Origin of the sequence: Labrys sp. KB_33_2, assembly GCF_052114505.1 — a bacterium.
Lineage (GTDB): Bacteria > Pseudomonadota > Alphaproteobacteria > Rhizobiales > Labraceae > Labrys.
Genome location: NZ_JBFREW010000019.1, coordinates 89,889 through 111,252, shown reverse-complemented (window position 1 = coordinate 111,252; position 21,364 = coordinate 89,889). Strand labels below are relative to the sequence as shown.

Here is a 21,364-nt window from a genome sequence, read left to right as displayed (position 1 = left end):
GCATGCCATCGCCCTCCCGGCCGCCCCGAGCGGCCGGGAGATCGCGGCTGCCCACACAGTCTCCGGCTTTATACATTGACGGATATCGCAGGATGCTGCCTCGCAGGAGGATGGCGCCACGGCCAAATGCATCTGTTCGAACCCCTCCAGCAGCCAGGCCTTCCCGATCCCACACATGAAAGGATTCCGGCATGACTGACCTTTCTCCCAGTTCCACATCGGCCAACGCGCCCATGGGCGAGCTCATTTTGAGCCTGCGCAATGTCTCCAAGCATTTCGGCGCCGTATCGGCCCTGACCGATATCGAACTCGACGTCCATGCCGGCGAGGTGGTGGCACTGGTCGGCGACAACGGCGCCGGCAAGTCGACCCTGGTCAAGGTGCTGGCCGGCGTCCACCAACCCAGTTCCGGCACCATCACCTTCCACGGCAAGCCGGTGACACTCTCGACGCCGAGCGACGCCCTCAATCTCGGCATCGCCACCGTCTTCCAGGATCTGGCCCTGTGCGAGAACCTCGACTCGGTCGCCAATATCTTCCTCGGTCGCGAACTCGAACCTTACCGGCTCGACGAGGTCTCGATGGAGATCAAGGCCTGGAAGCTGCTGAACGAATTGTCGGCGCGCATTCCGAGCGTGCGCGAACCCATCGCCTCGCTGTCCGGCGGCCAGCGCCAGACCGTCGCCATCGCCCGCTCGCTCCTGCTCGAACCCAGGATCATCCTGCTCGACGAGCCGACGGCAGCCCTCGGCGTCGCACAGACCGCCGAAGTGCTCGATCTCATCGAGCGCGTCCGCGATCGCGGCCTCGGCGTGGTGATGATCAGCCACAATATGGACGACGTCCGCGCCGTCGCCGACCGCATCGTGGTGCTCCGGCTCGGGCGCAACAACGGGGTCTTCACGCCTGAGGATTCTCATCAAGACCTCATCAGCGCCATTACCGGCACCGCGGAGAATTCAGTGTCCCGGCGCGCCACGCGGCTTCAGGGACAAGGCGCCACCGAGGGTAGGCAGAGCCAGAGCCAGGAGAGCCGGCCATGAGCAGCAACATCGACCAAAGTCGGTCTGAACCGGCTACCGCCAAAACGCCGCTCGACCGCGCCGATGTCCGCGTGAAGCATGACGACAGCATCGGCGGCGCCATCAGCGCCTTCCTGGAACGCATACGCTCGGGCGATCTCGGCTTCCTACCGGTGATCGTCGGCCTGATCCTGATCTGCATCGTGTTCCAGAGCCTGAGTCCGGTGTTTCTCTCGGCCAACAATCTGGTCAACCTGCTGTTCGACTGCTCGACAGTCGGCGTGATCGCCCTCGGCATCGTCTGCATCCTGATGCTGGGCGAGATCGACCTTTCGGTCGGCTCGGTGAGCGGCCTGTCCTCGGCTTTGCTCGGCGTGCTGTGGGTTAACATGAACTGGCCGGTGGCGCTCGCCATTCCCGCCGCGGTCCTGGCAGGCATGGCGATCGGCGCCGTCTACGCATTCCTGTTCAACCGTTTCGGTATGCCGAGCTTCGTCGCTACCCTGGCGGGCCTGCTCGCCGTGCTCGGCCTGCAGCTCTATCTGCTCGGCTCGACCGGCTCCATCAACCTGCCTTATGGCTCCGGCGTGGTGGATTTCGGCCAGACCTTGGTGATGCCTCACATCATCTCCTACGCCCTCGCCGCCATCGCCGGCGTGGTGATCTTCTATGCCGATTTTCGCACCGCAGCCCGCCGCCGCGAAGCCGGGCTATCCGCCCGTCCCTTCGCCTTCATCCTGCTGCGCGCTGCCGCGATCATCGTGGCGCTGGAACTCGTGGTGTTCTATCTCAACCAGGACCGCGGCGTGCCGTGGATGTTCACCTTGTTCGTCGTCCTGGTCGTGGTGATGAACTACGCGCTGACCCGCACCAAATGGGGCCGCTCGATGACCGCCGTCGGCGGCAATCGCGAGGCGGCGCGGCGCGCCGGTATCAATGTCCGCTTCATCTATGCCTCCGCCTTCGTGACCTGCGCAGGCCTGGCGGCCATCGGCGGCATCCTGGCCGCGGCGCGCCTGGCTTCCGCCAGCCAGCAGGCCGGCACTGGCGAGGTGAACCTCAATGCCATCGCCTCGGCGGTCATCGGCGGCACCAGCCTGTTCGGCGGCCGTGGCAGTGCCTATTCGGCCCTGCTCGGCATAATCGTCATCCAGGCGATTTCGAGCGGCCTGACGCTGCTCGATCTGTCCTCCTCGCTGCGCTACATGATCACCGGCGCCGTGCTCGCCATCGCCGTGATCGTCGACTCCCTGGCCCGCAGGTCCCGCGTCTCCCACGGCCGCGCCTGACCCTGTCCCGAGCCGGCGAACTGTTACCGATCAAGAGCTCGCCGGCTCATTTTCCCGAGATACTCAAAGTCCCAGCGGGAGGCATGCGCCGTCCCGGAACTGATCGAGGAGACGCCGTTCATGGAACAGAATTTCAACAGCCAGAATTTCTCGGGGAAGGTCGCGGCCATCACCGGCGCAGCTTCGGGCATAGGCCTCGAATGCGCCAAGGCCCTGCTCGCGGCCGGCGCCCGCGTCGTCTTCGTCGACCGCGCCGAGGATGCCCTCAAGACGATCTGCGAGGAACTCGGCCCGAACGCCATCCCGGTGGTGACCAACCTGCTCGATCCGACCAGCGTGTCGCGGATGATGCCTGAGATTCTCGACAAAACAGGCCAGCTCGACATCTTCCACGCCAATGCCGGCTCCTATATCGGCGGCGAGGTCGTCGAGGGCGATCCCGACGCCTGGGATCGCATGCTCAATCTCAACATCAATGCCGCCTTCCGCACGATACGCGAAGTGCTGCCGCATATGGTGGAACGCAAGACCGGCGACATCATCGTCACCTCGTCGGTCGCCGGCATGATCCCAGTGGTGTGGGAGCCTGTTTACACCGCTTCCAAGCATGCGGTGCAGGCCTTCGTCCATACGGTCAGGCGCCAGGTCGCCAAGCACGGCATCCGTGTCGGCGCCGTCCAGCCCGGACCCGTGGTCACCGCCCTGATCAGCGACTGGCCCAAGGCCAAGCTCGACGCGGCCCTGGCGGCCGGCGATCTTATGCAGCCGACGGAAGTGGCTGATGCAGTGATGTTCATGCTCAGCCGTCCCCGCAACGTCACCATCCGCGACCTGGTGATCCTCCCCCAGGCCAACGATCTCTGACGTCGGCATACCAAGAGTCAGGCCTGTCGACGTATCATATCCAGGAACCTCGCCAAGACGGGGCTCGGTGCATCCTCGCGGCGGGCGAGATAGAGCGGCGCGGCCAGCCGCGTCGTCTTATCGAGCCGGCGATAGACGATGCCGTTCGTCTCCAATTTCGCCATGGAAGCCGGCACGATCGAGAGGCCGAGACCGGCCGAGACCAGGCTCAGCGTCGAGACCATCCGCGGCGTTTCCTGCCCTACCATCGGGCTGAACCCTGCGGCGCGGCAGGCCGCGATGATGTCGTCATAGAGGCCCGGGCCGGAGGGCCGGCGATTGAGAACGAAGGTCTCGTTTGCAAGAGCGCCGAGCGACAAGCGTTGCCGGCGCAAGGAAGCTGCGGCAAGCGGATGATGGTCCGGCAGGGCAACCAGCATCTCCTCGATGTGGAGAGGCTCCACGATAAGTCCGTCGGGGCTCGCGGCCGGTGCCCGGACGAAGGCCGCGTCCAGCCGATCGGCGCGCAGCAGCTCGATAAGATCGCCCGTGCTGCCTTCCTCCAATGAGAGCGCGATACCGGGCGCCGCCTCCCGCAGCCCACGCATGACGGCGGAGACCAGCGGATGGAAGGCAGCCGAGGTCGTATAGCCGACCGCAAGCCTGCCCTGTTCGCCCCGCGCCGCCCTTCTCGCCGCCTCCAATGCCGCATCAACATCCTGCAGGACGAGCCGGGCTCGCTCCACCAGCACCCGCCCCGGCTCGGTCAAGCGCACACCGCGGGGCAGGCGCTGAAACAGGGGCGCGCCGACCTCACGCTCCAGCGCACGGATCTGCTGGCTGAGCGGCGGCTGCTGGATGCCGAGGCGCTCGGCCGCGCGTGTCACATGCCCCTCATCCGCAACGGTCACGGCATAGCGAAGATGGCGTAGTTCGATCATGCCATATCCTTTAGATATGAATAATACCGTTACCATATATTGGACGTGATGGGTCGAGAAGCCTAACTTCAGCGCAAATTCTCGAAGCTAGGCCCGACATCATCATGGACGCAGCAACCCCTTCCCTCCCGATGGAGAGAAGATCCCCCGACATTGCCGACCTCTTCGGTGGTTTCCTCACTCTGGGCCTGATCGGCTTCGGCGGCGTACTGCCGCTGGCACGCCGCATGGTCGTGGAAGAGCGCCGCTGGTTGAGCGCGCAGGAATTCGCCGACCTCCTGGGCCTGTGCCAATTCCTGCCAGGCGGCAACATCATCAACATGTCGGTCGCCATCGGTTTGCGCTTTCGCGGCGTAGCCGGCGCCTGCGCGGCCCTGCTGGGCTTGATCGCCGCTCCGACGGCAATCGTCATCGGTCTCGGCGTGCTCTATGATCGCTTCCACGCCGATCCGCATGTCCACCACCTCTTCGCGGGGCTTTCGGCGGCCGCGGCGGGACTTCTCGTCTCGATGGCGATCAAGGTCGCCCGTCCGCTGCGGCGCGACCCCGCTGGTATCGTGATCGCCTGCGCGTGCTTCCTTGCGATCGCCATCCTGCGCCTGCCCCTGCTCGCGACCATGCTGGTCCTGGCCCCCCTCGGCATCCTCCTGGCCTGGAGGAAAGCGTGATGGCGTCGACCCTGCTGAGCCTCGTTTTGATCTTCACCGAGCTTTCGCTGCTCGCTTTCGGCGGCGGCAATACCATCCTGCCCGAGATGCACCGGCAGGTAGTCGATATCCATCACTGGATGTCGGCGCAGCAATTCGGCGCAATGTTCGCCCTGGCGCAGGCCGCCCCCGGCCCGAACATGATGATCGTGCCGCTCGTGGGCTGGCATGTCGCCGGATTGCCGGGGGTATTGGTGACCTCGCTGGCCAAATTCGGCCCCTCCTCCCTCATCACCGGTGTTGCCCTCAGGCTCTGGGACCGCTTTCGCGACCGGCCCTGGCGGCAGAAGGTGCAGGCGGGCCTGCTGCCGATGACGGTGGGACTGGTCACGGCGAGTGCCTCGGTGATCGCCGAAGCCTCCGCCGAGACCTGGCTGCTGGCCGGCATCATCGCGGTTTCCGCCTTGCTCACCGCGACGACGCGCATACATCCGCTTCTGGTACTGGCGGGAGGCGCCGCGATCGGACTGAGCGGGCTTGCCCAATTCTGAGGCGAGGACGAAGAGGGTTTTCGATCATGGCAACACCGGCATCCGACACACTCGTTCCCCTGCTGTGTGACCTCCTGGCCTGGCTGTCGCACAATGACCGCCCCTATGCCGAGGTCATGGACGCCTGGCGGACATCGTGTCCGCGACTACCGGTATGGGAAGAGGCCAATGATCGAGGTTTCGTTGCGCGCAACTGGATCGATGGCAATGCCATGGTCGGCGTGACCGAAGCAGGCAGGCTGTTCCTGAAGCAGGAGCGTGGTGTCCGATCCGCCGCTGACTTCGAGGCTTAGCCCAAGGCAACACCGCGGGCTTCCAGGTAAGACAGGAGCCAAGGTTCACCCAGAAACACTTCGGCCTGGAAACCAGCCTGCCGGGCGCCGTCCACATTGGCGGACAGGTCGTCGAAGAAGATGGAGCTGGCAGGATCGATGCCGGCCTTCTCGGCCACCACCTGGAAGGAACGCAGCGAGGGTTTCTCATGCCCTATCTCATGGCTGAGATAGGGCTCGAAACCGGCCAGTACGCCGCCCGATGCCTTCTTGACGAAATCCCAATGCTCTTGATTGGTGTTCGAGAAGATCATCACCCGGTTGCGCTTCGCCAGGCGCTCCATGACGGCAAGCATGGAGGGATTGACGGCGAGATGGCAGCTCCAGTCCTCGACGAAAACGTCCCATGAAGCCTCATACCCGCCAGCCTCGGCCAATTGCTGGTGAAACAGGCGGATCGCTGTTCCCGTGCCCCAACGCGATTGCCGGAACAAGCCCACCACCTCCTCGGGCGTCCAGGAGGGATGGCAGCGTGAAGCCAGGCGCTCGAACAGCACGGCATTGTCGTGCTCCACCACGACGCCGCCGAGATCGAAGACGAGCGCTTGGAACGGCGAAGACGACATGATGCTTCCTGCTTTCAAATCCGCTGACCTCTATTGGTCTCTAGACGTCACTTCACAGCGACGACGACCTTCCCCTTCGCACGACCCGTTTCGACATAGTTCAGTGCTTCGTTGGTCCTCTCGAACGGGAAAACCGAGTCAATTACCGGGCGTATGCCGCCCGCCTCGATCAGGGAAGTGATCTTACCAAGTTGCCCGCCGTTGGCTGTCATAAAGAGAAACGAATAGCTGATTTTTTGCCGTCTCGATTTTCTCCTAATACCGGAGCTCAGCAGGCGCATGACCTGTTGAAGCAGCCAGCCCGAGCCATTCTGTCTCGCGAAGTCCGGATCCGGCGGACCAGAAATCGAGATGAGCTTGCCGCCCGGCTTCAGCACAGCAAGGGATTTTTCCAGCGTATCCTTCCCGAGGCTGTTCAGCACGACATCGTAACCCTGCAGCACTTTCTCGAAATCATCCTTCTTGTAGTCGACCACGACGTCCGCGCCGAGACTTTTCACAAGAGCGATATTGGCCGTACTCGTGGTCGTGGCCACATGAGCCCCCAGATGCTTGGCAAGCTGGATCGCGATCGTGCCCACCCCGCCCGAGCCGGCATGGATCAGAACCTTCTGCCCCTTCTGCAACTCGGCCCGCTCGACCAGCGTCTGCCAGGCCGTCAGGGCGACAAGCGGAATGGATGCAGCCTCGATCATACTCAGATTGTTCGGCTTGATCGCTACATCGGCCTCGTCCATGGCGATATACTCGGCAAAAGTCCCGATGCGATCCTGGGCCGGACGTGCGTAGACCTCGTCGCCAGGCTTGAAGCGCCGGACATTGGCCCCGACCCGCACCACCACGCCAGCTACATCGTTGCCCAGCACCAGGGGAACGCGGTAGGGCAGGATCAACTTGAACTCCCCGTCCCTGATCTTGCTGTCGAGGAGGTTCACGCCGGCGGCTCGAATCTCCACCATGACGTCATTCGCAAGCAACGCTGGCTCGGGACTTTCGCTGAGCCGCAGAACACCGCCTTTCGTGTAGCGGTCAATCAGGAATGATCTCATTAGATTGACTTTCGTTTCTATGGAAAGCAGGCAGACCGAGCAATGCCGTCAGACCGGCAAACGAAACTGTTTGCGCAAACTCTTGTCGAATACATCTGAAGGGGCAAACCGGCGCAGTATGCCGATCTGCTGCGCCGCCTTGCCAGCGGTATAGCGGCGTCGCGGACGGGCGTCGGTCGCGGCCTTGACCACCACAGCGGCCACGACATCTGGCAGATCGGCTTTGGGCATCACGTCGCGAAGGAGCGCGTGGAGGCCAGCTCGAGCGCCATCATATTCATTCAAGATGGAATCCGGCTTAATCCCATTCTGGTCGAAGACAGTGCGGACGAACGCCGGCTCGATAACCGAGACGCGAATATTGAAGGCACGAACTTCGTGATCCAGTGATTCCGAATAGCCCTCGATTGCGTGTTTTGCCGCTGAATAATGAGCCGCATACGGCGCAGGTATGAGGCCCAAGATCGAGCCGATGTTGATGATGCGTCCTTTGCCGTGCCGCCGCATCGACGGCAACACGGCATTGGTCATGCGGATGACGCCGAACAGATTGACGTCGAACAGGGCTTGCACCTGTGCAACCGAGGATTCCTCAGCGCCCCCTAGGAGGCCGAGACCAGCGTTATTGACCAGAAGATCGATCCGCCCCGCGCGGCTCAGGACCTCGTCGACGAGGCTCTGAACGGAGGCATCGCTGGTTACGTCGCAGATCAGCATCGTGATTCCGTCCGCAGTGTCGGGCATCGGCTTTCGGCTGGTGCCGAAGACACGGTAGCCATCGCGACGCAGCGCCTGTGCGGTCACCAGCCCGATGCCGGAGGAGGCCCCCGTGACCAGGGCAATGCCGCGTTCTGTCTTGCTCATCAGGTTCGGCTTTCATTTTATCGTGGAACATCGATGAGCGATCCATTACTATCAATTCGATAGTAAGTCACTACTAAAAAGATACTGACATGAAAAAGCTTTCGGATCAGCCATGTCTGATCGCCCGCAGCCTGGCGCTTGTGGGTGACGCATGGAGCATGCTGATCCTGCGCGATGCCCATGCGGGGCTGACCCGCTTCGATGATTTTCGCAAGAGCCTCGGTATCGCGCCGACGATGCTGACGGGGCGGCTTTCAGCCCTGACCGACGACGGGCTGCTGGAGAAACGCCGCTATTCCGACCGTCCGCCGCGGGACGAATATGTGTTGACGGAAGCCGGCCGCGACTTTCTGCCGGTGCTGTTTGCGATCGGTGCCTGGGGACGCAAACATCGCGGCGGAGGCAAGGTGACCCGGTTCTTCGACGCTGAGACCGGAACGGAGATCGATCCCGTCACCATCGACCGCCAGACCGGCGCTCCTGTCGGAACACGTCCTATTCGTATCGCCGCGCCCGAATAGTCTGCCCACGGCAGATAAAGCCGCGCCTGACAACTCCTGTTGAAAGCTCGCTTCCAGTTGGGGGGCCGGTGACGCTCCGGTCGTCGAGCGACGTCTCAGGGAGTTGCTGCCAAATGCGGATGTCGGACTCTTAGGTTCTGAGCCTAGAAAAGCATTGCGGCGCCGATAGGTTCAACGGCGCCGCTCGACTATTTTGCCTTCTGTATACGGTCGAATACTTCATTCCCCTTTCAGAGCGACAGCAGGCGAAGGCGCAACTTCGCGTTCGGCCTTGCCCACCGTCTGTGCCTGTCCGGATCCGAAGATCAGATAGCTGAGAATGGCCAGCACGATCACGCCGATGCCGCCATAGAGCATCACCAGCCCGAAGCCGTCGACTAGCGCGGCGTGGACGAGAGCGCCGGTCGGATCCGCCCCGGCGAGTTTGGGCACGGCCTGGGTCAGGCTGGCGAGATTGCCGGCGGCAACCTTCTCCGCCAGCGTCCGCAATTCCTCGGTTCCCAGCGCCGCCCCAAGGCTCGCCTGCAGCGAGGCCCGGATGCCCTCGACCAGGACGAGACCCATCACCGCGATATTGAGGGCCAGGGTGATCAGGCGGGCACTGATATCGATGCCGGAGGCCATGCCGGCCCTATCCGGCGATACCGAAGCGGTGGTGGTATTGGTGGTGGGCGTCGAGGTGATGCCGATGCCGAGGCCGGCGATCAGGAGGCCCGGCAGCAGGGTCAGCCAATTGGCACCCTCGACGCCGGCACCGATCTTCATGGCGATGAAACCGAGGCCGATCGTCAGCAGGCCGAGGGGAATGGCGATCCGCGCCTGATAGCGCCGACGCAAGGCCTCCCCGAGTGGCGGGCCGACCATGAAGGGCAATGTATAGGCCAAGAGCAGCAAACCGGCCTGGGTGGCATCATAGCCAAGACCGCTGGAGACATAGATCGGCAGATAGATGATGAAGGGCCAATAGCTGAAATTCATGCCGATGCAGCCCATGATCGCGCCCGAGAACTGCCGGATGCGAAACACCGAGAAGTCGAACATCGGATGCGGGCTGATCTTTTCGGCCACCAGAAAGGCAACGAAGGCGACGATGGCCACTGCCGCGGCGCCCCAGCGCATGGCCGGTGCCAGGTCGGCTCCCTGGGTGATCAGATAGGAGAAACCGAACACGGCCAGGGACAGCGTGACGATACCGGCCAAATCGATGCGCTTGGCCTGGGGATCGCGCGATTCCCTGACGCCGACACCGATGAGAAGCAGCGCCACGGCCGCAAGCGGCACATGGATGAGGAACACCCACTGCCAGTTGGAAAGCGAGACGATCAGGCCGCCGATCAGCGGCCCGAAACCGAGGCCGATACCCGAGACGATGCCCCAGGCCGTGAAGGCCCGGCCGCGCTCGGTGCCGTCCTGGAACTGGTGCGAGAGCACAGCCACGGTGCACAGCAACATCGCCCCGCCTGCCAGGCCCTGCAAGAAACGGGCAACGATTAGCACCAACGAATCCTGGGCAAGGCCGCAGATCAACGAGGCCATGGCGAAGGCGATGGTGGTGATCACCGTCACGCGCTTGCGGCCGAAACGATCGGCCAGGGTGCCAGTCGCCATCAAGACGGTGGTGCAGGCGATGGTATAGGCATTCATGATCCACTGCAGATCCTTGAAATCCGCCTTGAGCGCGGTTTCAAGGGTCGGCAAGATGACCGGCACGCTGGAAATCTCCAGCCCGAACAAGAGGGAAGCGAGACATACGCCCGCCAATGCGACAGCATTGCGCCCTGTCTGAAAAGTCATGATCGAACAACCCGGTCCGGGGCCGGCGGCGATGGCCGCGCACTCCTCCCCCGGCTCTTGAAAAAGACGGTTGTCCTCACATAGAAGATGGCTGATCATATAAAAAGACGATCATCATCTATTTCAGAAATGACAAAATGGAATTGATACGATGACGACGCTGGATGTCGACGCCGTCAAGGCCTTCGTGATGGTGGCAGACCTGCAGAGTTTCACCAGGGCCGCCGAGGCGCTGGCCAGCACGCAGGCCACCATCAGCGTCAAGCTGAGGCGGCTGGAAGAAAAGCTCGGCGCAAGGCTGATCGAGCGCACGCCGCGGCGGGTGCGCCTGTCACCGCGCGGCGCCGCCTTCCTGCCAGCCGCCCGCGACTTCATCGCAGCCCATGAGCGGGCGATCGCCGAATTCGCTTCGGCGCCCTGCCGGCTGTCACTCGGCTTCGTCGATCATGTCGCCGGCCCCGAACTGCCCGCCCTGTTGGCGCAGCTCAACGCCCACGACCCGACGCTCACCTTGAAGGTGAAGATCGACACCACCACCATGCTGATGGCCGCTCTCGACGAAGGCGGGCTCGACGCCGTCATCGTCCATAACGAGGACGATCGACGGCCGGGCACGCCACTTTCGGCGACCCACTACGGCTGGTACGCCTCACCCAGCTTCGAATGGCGGCGCGAAGATCCCTTGCCGCTCGCCATGTTGAGCATGTGCGAAACCTGCCCCGATCGCCTGCGCTCCACGGAAGCTCTCGAGCAAGCGGGCCTGGCCTGGAGCGAGACCTTCGTCGGCGGCGGTGGCTCGGCCCTTAACCTTGCCGTTTCCGCCGGCGTCGCGGTCGCGGCCCTCGCCCACCGCGTCGCCCCGCCCGGCGTGATCGAAGTCAGCGCCAAGCTCGGCCTGCCCCCCTTGCCGCCATCGCAGATTATCTTGCATTGCAACGCCCTGTCGCCGCGGGCGCGGGATGCCCTGCGCATCCTCACCACGGCCTTCCGGGAACACCGAACGAGCTGAGGCACGGAGCAAGCATCATTCTTCCTCGTGCGGGCTGGAGAGCGGCAGCCCTTCGAAACGCTTCAGCGTGTCCAGGACGATCGAGGTCTTCACGTGCTGCACGGAATCATGGGGCAGCAGCACCTCGTTGACGAAGCGCGACAGGCCGGCAAGCCCGCGTGTCGCCACTTTGAGGTGGTAGTCCATCTCACCGGTGAGGGCATAGGCCTCCAGCACCTCGGGCAGGTCATTGACCAGCTGGGCGAATTTGCGGGCATTGTCGCGGTTGTGGGTGGCGAGCGTCACTGAAATCACCACCAGGAGGTCGAGCCCGATCTTGTGCGGATCGAGGCTGGCCTGATAGCCGCAGATCACCCCTGTCGCCTCCAGGCGAGAGCGCCGGCGCGAGCATTGCGAGGCTGATAGCGCGATCTTCTCGGACAGTTCGATATTGGTCAGGCGACCGTCGCGCTGCAGCTCCCACAGGATTCGGAGATCATAAGCGTCGAGATCGATCATTGCATCAATCCGTGATTTCATGCGCGTTTCGTGCATAGTTTTTGCCGATCACGCGAAAGATGCAAGCACATTGCATGCGCTCAGTGGCACAATTCCTCACAAAGCGGAGGGCGCATCATCGCCCTCCTAGAGCAAAGCGCATTCATGGCTGAACGCCTCTTTGCTCTAGCTATTTGTTACGACACGTCTTTGCGATCCTTGCCGGCTCCGTCAAATCGCAAAACGCTATGGCAGGAGGAAAATATGGGCCCTTTCCCGCATGACGCGCCGCCGGCGGCCATTACCACCGACAATCCCGCCGGAACGGATGGGTTCGAATTCGTCGAATTCGCTCATCCCGACCCCGCCAAGCTCCAGGCGCTGTTCACCAGCATGGGCTATGTGCCTGTCGCCACCCATAAGACCAAGGACATCACGGTCTGGCGTCAGGGCGACATCAACTACATCGTCAATGCCGAGCCTGGCAGCCACGCCTTGCGCTTCGTCGAAACCCATGGCCCCTGCGCGCCCTCCATGGCCTGGCGCGTGGTCGATGCCAAGCACGCCTTCGAGCATGCGGTGGCCCGGGGCGCCACGCCCTATGAAGGCAACGACAAGACGCTCGACGTGCCGGCCATCGTCGGCATTGGCGGTTCCCTGCTCTATTTCATCGACGCCTATGGCGAAAAAGGCTCGGCCTACGCCCGGGAATTCGACTGGCTGGGCGAGCACGATCCAAAGCCGGCCGGTGTCGGCTTCTATTATCTCGACCACCTCACCCACAATGTCTATCGCGGCAACATGGACAAATGGTGGGCCTTCTACCGTGAACTGTTCGGCTTCAAGCAGATCCACTTCTTCAACATCGACGGCCGCATCACCGGCCTCGTCAGCCGCGCCATCACCTCGCCCTGTGGCAAGATCCGCATCCCGCTCAACGAGTCCAAGGATGACACCAGCCAGATCGAGGAATTCCTCAAGAAATATCATGGCGAAGGCATCCAGCACATCGCCGTCGGCACCGAGGGAATCTACGACTCGGTCGACAAACTGGCCGCCAACAACCTGAAATTCATGCCGGGCCCGCCCAACACCTATTACGAGCGCTCCCATGCCAGGGTGAACGGCCATGACGAGCCGATAGAGCGCATGAAGAAGCACGGCATCCTGATCGACGGAGAAGGCGTGCGCGACGGTGGCATGACCAAGATCCTCTTGCAGATCTTCTCCAAGACCGTGATCGGCCCGATCTTCTTCGAATTCATCCAGCGCAAGGGCGACGAAGGCTTCGGCGAGGGCAATTTCCGTGCCTTATTCGAGTCGATCGAGGAGGACCAGATCCGACGCGGCGCGCTGGCTGCCGAATAGGCCCTTCCGGCAGCGCCGGGAAACCGACGCCGTTGCGGCGTCGGCACTCTTGTCTCAGCTTTCAGCCCGCAGCAGCAGCGAGATCGACATCGGCACCGGATTCGAAGCGATCCCCGACCGAAAGACCGTGCGACTTTGCAAAGGCGGCGGCCGATTGCTTCTGCCCGGCATCGTTGCGGACGGTGGCAATCTCGATCATGCCTCCTTGCGCCGCAATCGCAATGCCCTGCTCACCGATGGCAGTGATCTCCCCGGCCTTTCCGGCAACATCGCCAAAACGGCGTACCCGCCGCATCACGCTGCCGAACAGGCGGACCTTCCGGCCCTGCACCGTCGTCCAGGCACCGGGAGCAGGATCGCAGCCTCGGATGAGATTGTGAATGGCCTCGGCATGGGCATTCCAATTGACCCTGGCCTCGGCATCCCGGCACCAGCCCTCATAGGAGGCGAGGTTCTCGTCCTGGGTGTGTTCCGCATGGCGACCAGCCACGACCACGTCCGCCGCCTCCAGCATGGCCTCGACGCCGAAGGGAAAGAGATGGTCGAAATAGATGCTGCCGAGCGTGTCATTCGGGCCGATCGCGACGGTCTTCTGCAGGATCACCGGTCCCTCGTCGAGTCCGTCCGTCGGGCGGAAGATGGTGAGGCCCGTCTGTCTGTCCCCCTTGATGATCGGCCAGTTGATTGAACTCGGGCCCCGATATAGCGGCAGCAGGGACGGATGGTACTGGATCGTGCCGTGCCTTGGGATGTTGACGAAGGACTGCGGCGCGAATTGCAGCACATAGGCCATGACGGCGAGATCGACATCGAGCGCGCGCAAGGCGCCTTCGGCTGCCGGGCTCTTGAGATTGGGCAGTTGGAACAGCTTGAGCCCCCGCTCCTCGGCGGCGAGGCGGAGCGGATCGGGCCGTGCACCCGGCTTTTCGGGAGCACAGAAGACGGCCGCCACCTCGTCGCCGCGGGCCAGAAAGGCTTCCAGCACGCTCTTGCCGAACGCTTGCTGGCCAATGATTGCGATACGCATGATTTCTCCATGAATTCAGGCAAAGAAGCTCCGTCCCCGCTCGCGCGGGGTTGGAAAACGCTCCATGTCTCGGGGACCCGGCATTCAGGCCGGCGCCAAGCAAACTTGCGTGGCTCCGCCGCCGCTTCGTCTGCTTAGATTCTTGTCTTGACGCAGATTCTTGCCGGAAAACCGCAACATGGTTTTCCGGCACCTGCTTTGGTCAGGCGCCGGTGTTGATCCACACCACCTTGGGCTCGGTGAAATTGTCGATGGCGGCATCGCCATGCTCGCGGCCAAAGCCTGAATCGCGCGTGCCACCCCAGGGCAGGCGGACGTCGGTGGGACCATAGGTATTGACCCAGACCGTGCCGGCCTTCAGCCGCCGGGTAAAGCGGTGCGCCCGGCCGATATCCCCGGTCCAGACACCAGCAGCCAGGCTGTAGACCGTGCCATTGGCCAGGCGGATGGCATCTTCCTCGTCCTTGAATGGGATGACGGCCGCGACAGGCCCGAAGATTTCCTCCTGGGAGATACGCATCTCATGCTGGACGCCGGCAAAGACGGTCGGCTCGACGAAATAGCCGGTCTTGCCATGCCTGGCACCGCCGGTGACAATAGAAGCCCCTTCCTTGCGGCCGATGTCGATATAATCAAGCACCCGCTTCATCTGCACTTCCGAGACCAGTGGCCCCATCGTGGTCGATGCCTCCAGGGGATCCCCGAGGTGGATAGAGCGGGCGCGCGCCGCCAGCCGCTCGACCATCTCGTCATAGACGCTCTCATGCACGAGAATGCGCGAGCCGGCCGAACAGACCTGCCCCGTATTGAAGAAGATTCCGGCTCCCGCGGCCTTGGCAGCGGCGTCGAGGTCGGCGTCCGGGAAGATGACGTTGGCCGACTTGCCGCCCAGTTCGAGCGTCACGCGCTTGAGATTGCCGATCGCCCCCTGCAGGATCTGGCGTCCGACCACAGGTGAGCCGGTGAAGGTGATCTTGTCGACATCCATGTGATCGACGAGCGCCTGGCCGGCAATCTTGCCAAACCCCGGCACGACGTTGAGAACGCCGGCGGGAAAGCCTGCCTCCAGCGCGAGTTCGCCGATCTTCAGGGCCGTGAGGGGCGTCAGTTCGGCGGGCTTGAGCACCACGGTGCAACCGCAGGCCAGCGCGGGCGCGATCTTCCACATGCCGATCATCAGCGGGAAGTTCCAGGGAATGATGGCGCCGACAACCCCCAGCGGCTCACGCATCGTATAGGTCAAAGCGTCAGTGCGAGCCGGTATGACCTGGCCATTAATCTTGTCGGCCATGCCGGCATAATAGGTGAGCGTGTCGAGAACGGCGGGCAGGTCCTGGCGGCGAATGGCGGAAACTGTCTTGCCGGAATCGAGGCTCTCCAACCGTGCCAATTCATCCGCATCGCGGCGGATGAGATCTGCCAGTTTCAGGAGCAACGCTCCTCTCTCGCTGGCCTTCATCCGCGACCAACTGCCCTCGAAGGCCGCACGAGCCGAACGGACGGCGGCATCGACATCACCGGCATCTGCCTCCGCCACCCGGGCCACGACTTCGCCGGTCGCGGGATTGAGTGTCTCGAAACTGCGACCGGATGCGGCCGCGACCCGGCGGCCGTCGATCAAGAGATCATGTATGTCGCCATAAACCCGTTTAAGCACGCTAGAGCTCCCATATATGTATTATAGTTCATATTTTATCTTGTTGTCGGCGACGAAGGCCGTCGGCCGCAGGACAGAAATGATGCTAGTTACCTAATAAAATCATGGGAATATGAAATCTTCTGCTTATAAACACCGCTAGAGTTATGAACGAACGATCCTATGTTGTGACGGATATAATATGAATTCAATTTCATATGCTGGCGCACTCGCCGCAAAGCTTCGAGTCGGAGGGAGAGCATGATCCGGATCGAGATCGAGCCCGTTTGGCGTTTTCGCCGGCAGGAAGATGCGCAATCGCTCCAGATCATGTTGGACTTCCTCGCCGAGATCCGCGCCACCGGAAAGATCACCGCCGCCGCGGACAAGGCGCGTGTTTCCTATCGCCACGCCTGGAACCTGATCGAGAAATGGTCCGAATTCTTCAGCACGCCCATAGTCGTCCGCAAGCAAGGCAGCGGCACCAGCCTCACACCCTTCGGGGAGAAACTGGTCTGGGCGGGACAGCGGCTGGAAGCGCGGCTGGGACCGCTGCTGCAAAATCTCTCGCAGGAACTGGAAACCGAAATCAACCAGATGCTGCCGCACGGGCCGCTGGTGCTGCGCATCCATGCCAGCCACGGCTTCGCTGTGCCCAAGCTGCGCGAGCTTCTCAGCCGAGAGCCGGATATCGACATCGATTTTCGCTATGTCAGCAACCAGAGCTCACTGGTCTCGCTGGTCCATGACGGCTGCGACCTCGCCGGCATGCATCTGCCGCAGGGTGAGTTGCGCAAGCGCGCGATCGCTGCCAGCAAGGGCTGGCTCAACCCGAATCTGCACCGAGTGATCTCCTTCGTAACGCGCGAGGTCGGCCTTATCGTGCAGCGTGGCAATCCGCGCGGGATAGACGGGCTGGAAAAGCTGCTCGAACCATCGATCCGTTTCGTCAATCGGGATCCGGATTCAGGCACGAGGCTCGTCTTCGAACAGCTTCTGGCCCAGCATGCCATCGATGGCAGCCGGATCAACGGCTATGAACATTCCGAATTCACCCATGCCGCCGTCGCCGCCTATGTCGCCAGCGGTCTCGCCGACGTGGCCTTCGGGGTCGAGGCAGCCGCCCGGCAGTTCGGCCTCGACTTCGTGCGCCTCCTCACCGAAGACTATGTCTTCGTGTGCCACAAGCAGATCCTCGACCAGCCCGCCATGCAGCGCGTGCTGGCGGTCATGCGCGGCCAGGAATTTCACACCGCCATCTCGCAATTGCCGGGCTATCGCGTGAAGGAAGCCGGCGCGATCAAGACCATCCGGGATGTCTTCCGCCGGTCGGAGTAGTCCTGCTCTGCCGCTCGCCGAGCCGGCTCCGTGTCATCCTGCACAGTGTCTTCGTCGAGGCGGCCCTAGAAGGGCGTCAGCGAAACCGGGAAGACAGGAGGAGCGCCATGACACGCAACGACATCGCGGAGACCCTTTTCGCCAGCTTCCTGCTGGGGCTGGCCGTCCTGCTGCTGCTCTCTTCCGGCGTCCTTGCGGCCGAGCCCTTCACCAGCGCCTATACCAGCTTCGATACCGCCAAATGCCCCCACCAGCCGGGAAGCGACGAGGAGGACTACGGCACCTGGCGCTGCCCGGGCTATAGAGGCCTGCCGGTGCGGCTTGCCGCCGGCGACCAGCGCATGTTCGTGAGCTTCGGCAAGGCCGGCGCCAACGACATCGCGGCCAACGAAACCTTCACCGGTTTCAACAGTGCCTATCAGGGTACAGTGGAATGGCGTCTCGCTGCCGGCGAGCAACAACCATTCGCCACCATCCTGCAATGGCAGGTGATGACGGAAGCCGACCACAAATCCGATGCCAAGGGTCCCTCGCCCGCCTCCGGCCGCGTGCTCGTCGTCACCCGGCTCGGCAAGGATGGCACCTGTCACCTCGGCTATGTCGATGCCCGGGCCAATGCCGGCGCCAATGCCCTGGCGCGTAAGATCGCTGACGAGCACGCCCGCTCGTTCCATTGTGGCAAGGACAAGCCGATCGTGCTCGGCGCCGTCTCACCCGGCCTGATCCTGCCCGGCAAGGCTCACTGACCGCCCAACGCGCGGTCTTTCCAATATCCTTGGATATCTTCCCGGCTGGCGCTTCACCCTGCCGGCCATCCATGCAAAGCTGCGTTCCATCGATCGAGGCCCACGAAGATCGGGCGCTTAACGGGAACGTCAGAGGGAGACGCCGCGTGGGCCGTTCCGTCCGAGCCGATACTGGACTGCCGCGAGAGCGGACGGCATGAGTTACGAATTCGAGTTCGCTGACGTCTTCGCCTATTGGCCGGAGCTTGCCGCCGGCGCCCTGCACACTCTCGTCCTCTCCGGGCTGGCGATGGCGATCGGCATGGTGGTGGCGGTGGTCGGCGCGCTCGCCAAGACCTCCAGCCCAACCTGGCTGCGTTACGTCGTCGACGCCTATATCGAGCTGATCCGCAACACCCCCTTCCTCATCCAGGTCTTCGTGATCTTCTTCGGGCTGCCTTCGCTCGGCCTGCGCTTTTCCTCGAACAGCGCGGCGCTGCTGGCGCTGGTGGTGAATGTCGGCGCCTATGGCATCGAGATCATCCGCGCCGGCATCGAGAGCATCTCCAAGGGCCAGATCGAGGCCGGCAAATCGCTCGGCCTCAAGCCGCTGCAGATCTTCCGCCTCGTCATCCTCAAACCGGCGATTCAGGCGATCTATCCCTCGCTGACCAGCCAGTTCATCCTGCTCATGCTCAACTCCAGCGTCTGTTCGGCCATCGCCGCCAGCGAACTGACGGCAGCGGCGGGTGACATCCAGTCGCGTACCTTCCGCAGTTTCGAGGTCTATTTCGTGGCGACCAGCGTCTATCTGGCCCTGTCGATCGTGTTCTGGTGCCTGTTCGCTGGCATCGAGCGCGCCTTCCTGCGCCAACCGAGCCGGCGGTAGGAGGCAGCATGCGCACCCTCAGCGAAGCCGACATTCTCTACATCCTGCTGGCCGTGCGCTGGACGCTGCTGCTTTCGGTGGTCGCCTTCATCGGTGGCGGCCTCGGCGGCCTCCTCGTCGCCTTGGCGCGCACGGCCGAAATCCGGCCCCTGCGCTGGCTGGCCATGGGCTATATCAAGCTGTTCCAGGGCACCCCGCTGTTGATGCAGCTTTTTCTGGCCTTTTTCGTGCCCGGCATCTTCGGCATCGACGTCAATCCCTGGACGGCGGCGGCGATCGGCCTTTCCCTCAACGCCAGTGCGTTCCTCGGCGAGATCTGGCGCGGCGCCATCGAGGTGGTGCCACCCGGCCAGAGCGAGGCCGCCCGGGCACTCGCCCTCACCTATGTGCCGCGCATGTTCAAGGTGGTCATTCCCCAGGCCATACGCATCGCCATCCCACCGACCATCGGCTTCCTGGTACAGTTGATCAAGGGCACTTCGCTCGCCTCGATCATCGGCTTCGTCGAGATCACCCGCGCCGCCCAGATCATCAACAACGCCGCCTTCAGGCCCTTCACCATCTTCGGCCTGGTGGCGCTCGCCTATTTCCTGGTGTGCTGGCCCCTGTCGCTCTGGAGCCGCGCCATGGAGCGGCGGCTGACGGTGGCAAGACGCTGAAATTTTCAATCAACGGGAGGACACGATCATGGCTTTGACATATCTGATTTCGCGCCGAAGGCTGGGGCTGTGCCTCGCCGCCAGCATGGCTGCCTTGGCCCTGCCCCTCGCCGCCGAGCCGGCAGCCGCCGCGACACCCGATGAAATCAAGGCGCGCGGCAAGCTGATCGTTGGCGTCCTTACCGACTATCCACCCTTCGGCGGCACCGATTCCGAACAGAAACCGGCCGGTTATGATGCCGACGTCGCCGCCCTGATGGCCAAGAAGCTCGGCGTCTCGCTGGAGCTGGTGCCGGTGACCGGGCCCAACCGCATCCCCTATCTGCTCACCAACAAGGTCGACCTTTTGATCGCCACTTTCGGCATCACGCCCGAGCGTATGAAGCAGGTGTTGTTCTCCAATCCTTATAGCACGCTGACCACCTATATCATGGGGCCGAAAGACCTGAAGGTAACCAAACCCGAAGAGCTCGTCGGCGTCACCGTGGGCGTGGCCCGCGCCTCGACGCAGGACATCACCGTCTCGCAGATCGCCCCCTCCGGCACCCAGATCATGCGTTTTGACGACGACGCCACCACCACTCAGGCTCTGATATCGGGCCAGGTGCAGTCGATCGGCGCCTCCAATACCGTGCTCGCCCAGCTCACCAAGGACTATGCCAGCCTCGGCATCGAGGCCAAGTTCAAGATGAAGGAGCAGGCCAACGGCATGGCCTTCCGCAAGGCCGACACCGCCCTGCAGGAATGGTGCAACGGTTTCATTGCCGAGATCGTGGCTGACGGACAGCTCAGCCAGATCAACCAGAAATGGTTCGGCTCTGCGCTGGCCCCCTTGCCGCCGATGCCGAAGTTCTGACATGAGCGCCTAACCAGAGTTTCCTGGCCAGGCCGACGGATAGGCCGCGCCGGGAAATTCCGCCAATGTTTGGTGTCATGCAGCCTCCTCTCGATTGTCTCCGTGGCGCGATGAAGAGGAGCCGGCAGCCTTCGAAGAAGCCGTTGAGGAAGTCGGTAGAGTTGGTGTAGGCAACGGGAGCTCCGGCGGTCCCACTCTCGATCGCCGCATAGGGGCTGACTTGGCCGAGAGAGACGATAGCGAAGAAACGAAAGTCTGCCGTGGCAATTTCCCCCAAAGCGACGACCCTGACCTACGCTCCCGATGATATCGTCATTCGCTCCGCCCTGCATCGGCGGGTACTACAAATCGGCCTGCCGCGCTTTGCCTTGCGCAAAGCCGCCAAATGGTCGCGCCACCGCTATGGCCCGCGGGACGATTTCATGCGGGCACTGGTCAAGCAGCGTTTCGGCATCTCCGTCGGCAAATACAGTTACGGATACCGCCCCCTCTGCACCAAGCAATCCATGATTGCCGAGATCGGCGCTTTTTGCTCGATTGCGACCGAGATCAAGGTCTCCGGCGGCAACCACCCTCTCGACCTTGTCTCGACCAGCCCCGCCACCTACCTCAAAGGCTGGGGAATCGTCGACGAGACGATCGATCGCCCTTATCCTAAGAACGAACCGATCGTGATCGGACACGATGTCTGGATCGGCATGGGTGCGACCCTGATGACCGGCATCACCATCGGGCACGGCGCCGTGATCGCCGGCGGCGCGGTGGTGGCCAGGGACGTGCCTCCCTATGCCATCATGGGTGGCGTGCCCGCCAAACTGATCCGCTACCGCTTCGATGACGCTACCATCGAAAAATTGCTGGCCAGTGCTTGGTGGACCTGGCCGGATGCGGCCATCCGAGCCAGGGCATCGCTATTGCTGGACCCAGCCGCGTTCCTCGCCCAGCTTTGAGTACCCGAGGC

At 62.8% G+C, this 21,364-nt stretch carries 23 protein-coding genes; 15 read left to right on the top strand and 8 right to left on the bottom strand.

Annotated features, from left to right (window positions below; all coding sequences use genetic code 11):
• Positions 1-191 precede the first annotated feature (191 nt).
• From AB4037_RS28595 to AB4037_RS28585, 3 genes are all read left to right on the top strand, one after another.
• On the top strand, positions 192-1,043 hold the full coding sequence (locus AB4037_RS28595) for an ATP-binding cassette domain-containing protein (RefSeq protein ID WP_434955673.1): 852 nt from the start codon (positions 192-194) through the stop codon (positions 1,041-1,043).
• On the top strand, positions 1,040-2,311 hold the full coding sequence (locus AB4037_RS28590; RefSeq protein WP_441773796.1) for a sugar ABC transporter permease: 1,272 nt from the start codon (positions 1,040-1,042) through the stop codon (positions 2,309-2,311). Before AB4037_RS28595 ends, AB4037_RS28590 begins: the two co-directional genes overlap by 4 nt.
• 120 nt (positions 2,312-2,431) lie before the next feature.
• On the top strand, positions 2,432-3,175 hold the full coding sequence (locus tag AB4037_RS28585; protein ID WP_434955671.1) for an SDR family oxidoreductase: 744 nt from the start codon (positions 2,432-2,434) through the stop codon (positions 3,173-3,175).
• A 17-nt stretch (positions 3,176-3,192) separates the two neighbouring features.
• On the opposite strand, the gene AB4037_RS28580 is transcribed toward AB4037_RS28585, so the two are convergent.
• Entirely contained in the window at positions 3,193-4,095 is a 903-nt protein-coding gene (locus AB4037_RS28580) for a LysR family transcriptional regulator (protein WP_434955670.1), read from the bottom strand.
• A 104-nt stretch (positions 4,096-4,199) separates the two neighbouring features.
• Between AB4037_RS28580 and AB4037_RS28575 the strand changes: the two genes are divergently transcribed.
• From AB4037_RS28575 to AB4037_RS28565, 3 genes are read left to right on the top strand one after another with little or no spacing between them, the layout of a single operon-like run.
• Positions 4,200-4,763, top strand: coding sequence for a chromate transporter (locus AB4037_RS28575; protein ID WP_434955669.1), 564 nt, complete (start codon positions 4,200-4,202; stop codon positions 4,761-4,763).
• Complete coding sequence (locus AB4037_RS28570) at positions 4,763-5,293, top strand: chromate transporter (RefSeq protein ID WP_434955668.1); 531 nt, start codon at positions 4,763-4,765, stop codon at positions 5,291-5,293. The genes AB4037_RS28575 and AB4037_RS28570 overlap by 1 nt, the downstream gene beginning before the upstream one ends.
• Positions 5,294-5,319: 26 nt before the next feature.
• Positions 5,320-5,586 carry a hypothetical protein gene (locus AB4037_RS28565; protein WP_441773795.1) on the top strand — a complete coding sequence of 89 codons (267 nt, stop codon included), beginning with the start codon at positions 5,320-5,322 and terminating at the stop codon, positions 5,584-5,586.
• Here the strand turns inward: AB4037_RS28565 and AB4037_RS28560 are convergent.
• From AB4037_RS28560 to AB4037_RS28550, 3 genes are read right to left on the bottom strand one after another with little or no spacing between them, the layout of a single operon-like run.
• Positions 5,583-6,191 carry an HAD-IA family hydrolase gene (locus AB4037_RS28560; RefSeq protein WP_441773794.1) on the bottom strand — a complete coding sequence of 203 codons (609 nt, stop codon included), beginning with the start codon at positions 6,189-6,191 and terminating at the stop codon, positions 5,583-5,585. The genes AB4037_RS28565 and AB4037_RS28560 overlap by 4 nt on opposite strands.
• A gap of 47 nt (positions 6,192-6,238) precedes the next feature.
• Positions 6,239-7,240: an NADP-dependent oxidoreductase gene (locus AB4037_RS28555; RefSeq protein ID WP_441773793.1), complete on the bottom strand. Its 1,002-nt coding sequence runs from the start codon at positions 7,238-7,240 to the stop codon at positions 6,239-6,241.
• Between the two features lie 48 nt (positions 7,241-7,288).
• Entirely contained in the window at positions 7,289-8,104 is an 816-nt protein-coding gene (locus AB4037_RS28550; RefSeq protein WP_441773792.1) for an oxidoreductase, read from the bottom strand.
• Positions 8,105-8,193: 89 nt separating this feature from the next.
• On the opposite strand from AB4037_RS28550, the gene AB4037_RS28545 reads away from it, so the two are divergent.
• Positions 8,194-8,625: a winged helix-turn-helix transcriptional regulator gene (locus AB4037_RS28545; protein ID WP_434955663.1), complete on the top strand. Its 432-nt coding sequence runs from the start codon at positions 8,194-8,196 to the stop codon at positions 8,623-8,625.
• A 219-nt stretch (positions 8,626-8,844) separates the two neighbouring features.
• Here AB4037_RS28545 and AB4037_RS28540 read toward each other — a convergent pair whose 3' ends face one another.
• A complete protein-coding gene (locus AB4037_RS28540; protein WP_434955662.1) occupies positions 8,845-10,419 on the bottom strand; it encodes an MFS transporter in 1,575 nt (524 codons plus the stop codon).
• A gap of 151 nt (positions 10,420-10,570) precedes the next feature.
• Between AB4037_RS28540 and AB4037_RS28535 the strand changes: the two genes are divergently transcribed.
• Positions 10,571-11,428: a LysR family transcriptional regulator gene (locus AB4037_RS28535; RefSeq protein ID WP_434955661.1), complete on the top strand. Its 858-nt coding sequence runs from the start codon at positions 10,571-10,573 to the stop codon at positions 11,426-11,428.
• A gap of 15 nt (positions 11,429-11,443) precedes the next feature.
• Here AB4037_RS28535 and AB4037_RS28530 read toward each other — a convergent pair whose 3' ends face one another.
• Positions 11,444-11,926 carry an Lrp/AsnC family transcriptional regulator gene (locus AB4037_RS28530; RefSeq protein WP_434959612.1) on the bottom strand — a complete coding sequence of 161 codons (483 nt, stop codon included), beginning with the start codon at positions 11,924-11,926 and terminating at the stop codon, positions 11,444-11,446.
• A 243-nt stretch (positions 11,927-12,169) separates the two neighbouring features.
• Here AB4037_RS28530 and hppD point away from each other — a divergent pair, with 243 nt between their 5' ends.
• A complete protein-coding gene (gene hppD, locus AB4037_RS28525; RefSeq protein ID WP_441773791.1) occupies positions 12,170-13,273 on the top strand; it encodes a 4-hydroxyphenylpyruvate dioxygenase in 1,104 nt (367 codons plus the stop codon).
• A gap of 61 nt (positions 13,274-13,334) precedes the next feature.
• Here the strand turns inward: hppD and AB4037_RS28520 are convergent, their stop codons facing one another.
• Together AB4037_RS28520 and AB4037_RS28515 are read right to left on the bottom strand one after the other, a co-directional pair.
• Positions 13,335-14,300, bottom strand: coding sequence for a methionyl-tRNA formyltransferase (locus AB4037_RS28520; RefSeq protein WP_434955659.1), 966 nt, complete (start codon positions 14,298-14,300; stop codon positions 13,335-13,337).
• A 202-nt stretch (positions 14,301-14,502) separates the two neighbouring features.
• Complete coding sequence (locus tag AB4037_RS28515; RefSeq protein ID WP_441773790.1) at positions 14,503-15,957, bottom strand: aldehyde dehydrogenase family protein; 1,455 nt, start codon at positions 15,955-15,957, stop codon at positions 14,503-14,505.
• A gap of 240 nt (positions 15,958-16,197) precedes the next feature.
• Here AB4037_RS28515 and AB4037_RS28510 point away from each other — a divergent pair, with 240 nt between their 5' ends.
• The 6 genes from AB4037_RS28510 (at position 16,198) to AB4037_RS28485 (ending at position 21,353) form a co-directional block, all read left to right on the top strand.
• Positions 16,198-17,274 (top strand): substrate-binding domain-containing protein, encoded by a 1,077-nt coding sequence (locus tag AB4037_RS28510; RefSeq protein ID WP_434955657.1) that lies wholly within the window; start codon positions 16,198-16,200, stop codon positions 17,272-17,274.
• A gap of 107 nt (positions 17,275-17,381) precedes the next feature.
• A complete protein-coding gene (locus tag AB4037_RS28505) occupies positions 17,382-18,020 on the top strand; it encodes a hypothetical protein (RefSeq protein WP_441773789.1) in 639 nt (212 codons plus the stop codon).
• A gap of 196 nt (positions 18,021-18,216) precedes the next feature.
• Positions 18,217-18,888, top strand: coding sequence for an amino acid ABC transporter permease (locus tag AB4037_RS28500; protein WP_441773788.1), 672 nt, complete (start codon positions 18,217-18,219; stop codon positions 18,886-18,888).
• Between the two features lie 8 nt (positions 18,889-18,896).
• The gene (locus AB4037_RS28495; RefSeq protein ID WP_434955654.1) at positions 18,897-19,547 is read left to right on the top strand and encodes an amino acid ABC transporter permease; all 651 of its coding nucleotides are present in this window, start codon (positions 18,897-18,899) and stop codon (positions 19,545-19,547) included.
• Between the two features lie 28 nt (positions 19,548-19,575).
• On the top strand, positions 19,576-20,403 hold the full coding sequence (locus AB4037_RS28490) for a transporter substrate-binding domain-containing protein (RefSeq protein ID WP_441773787.1): 828 nt from the start codon (positions 19,576-19,578) through the stop codon (positions 20,401-20,403).
• A 260-nt stretch (positions 20,404-20,663) separates the two neighbouring features.
• A complete protein-coding gene (locus AB4037_RS28485; protein ID WP_441773786.1) occupies positions 20,664-21,353 on the top strand; it encodes a CatB-related O-acetyltransferase in 690 nt (229 codons plus the stop codon).
• The last annotated feature ends 11 nt before the right edge of the window (positions 21,354-21,364 follow it).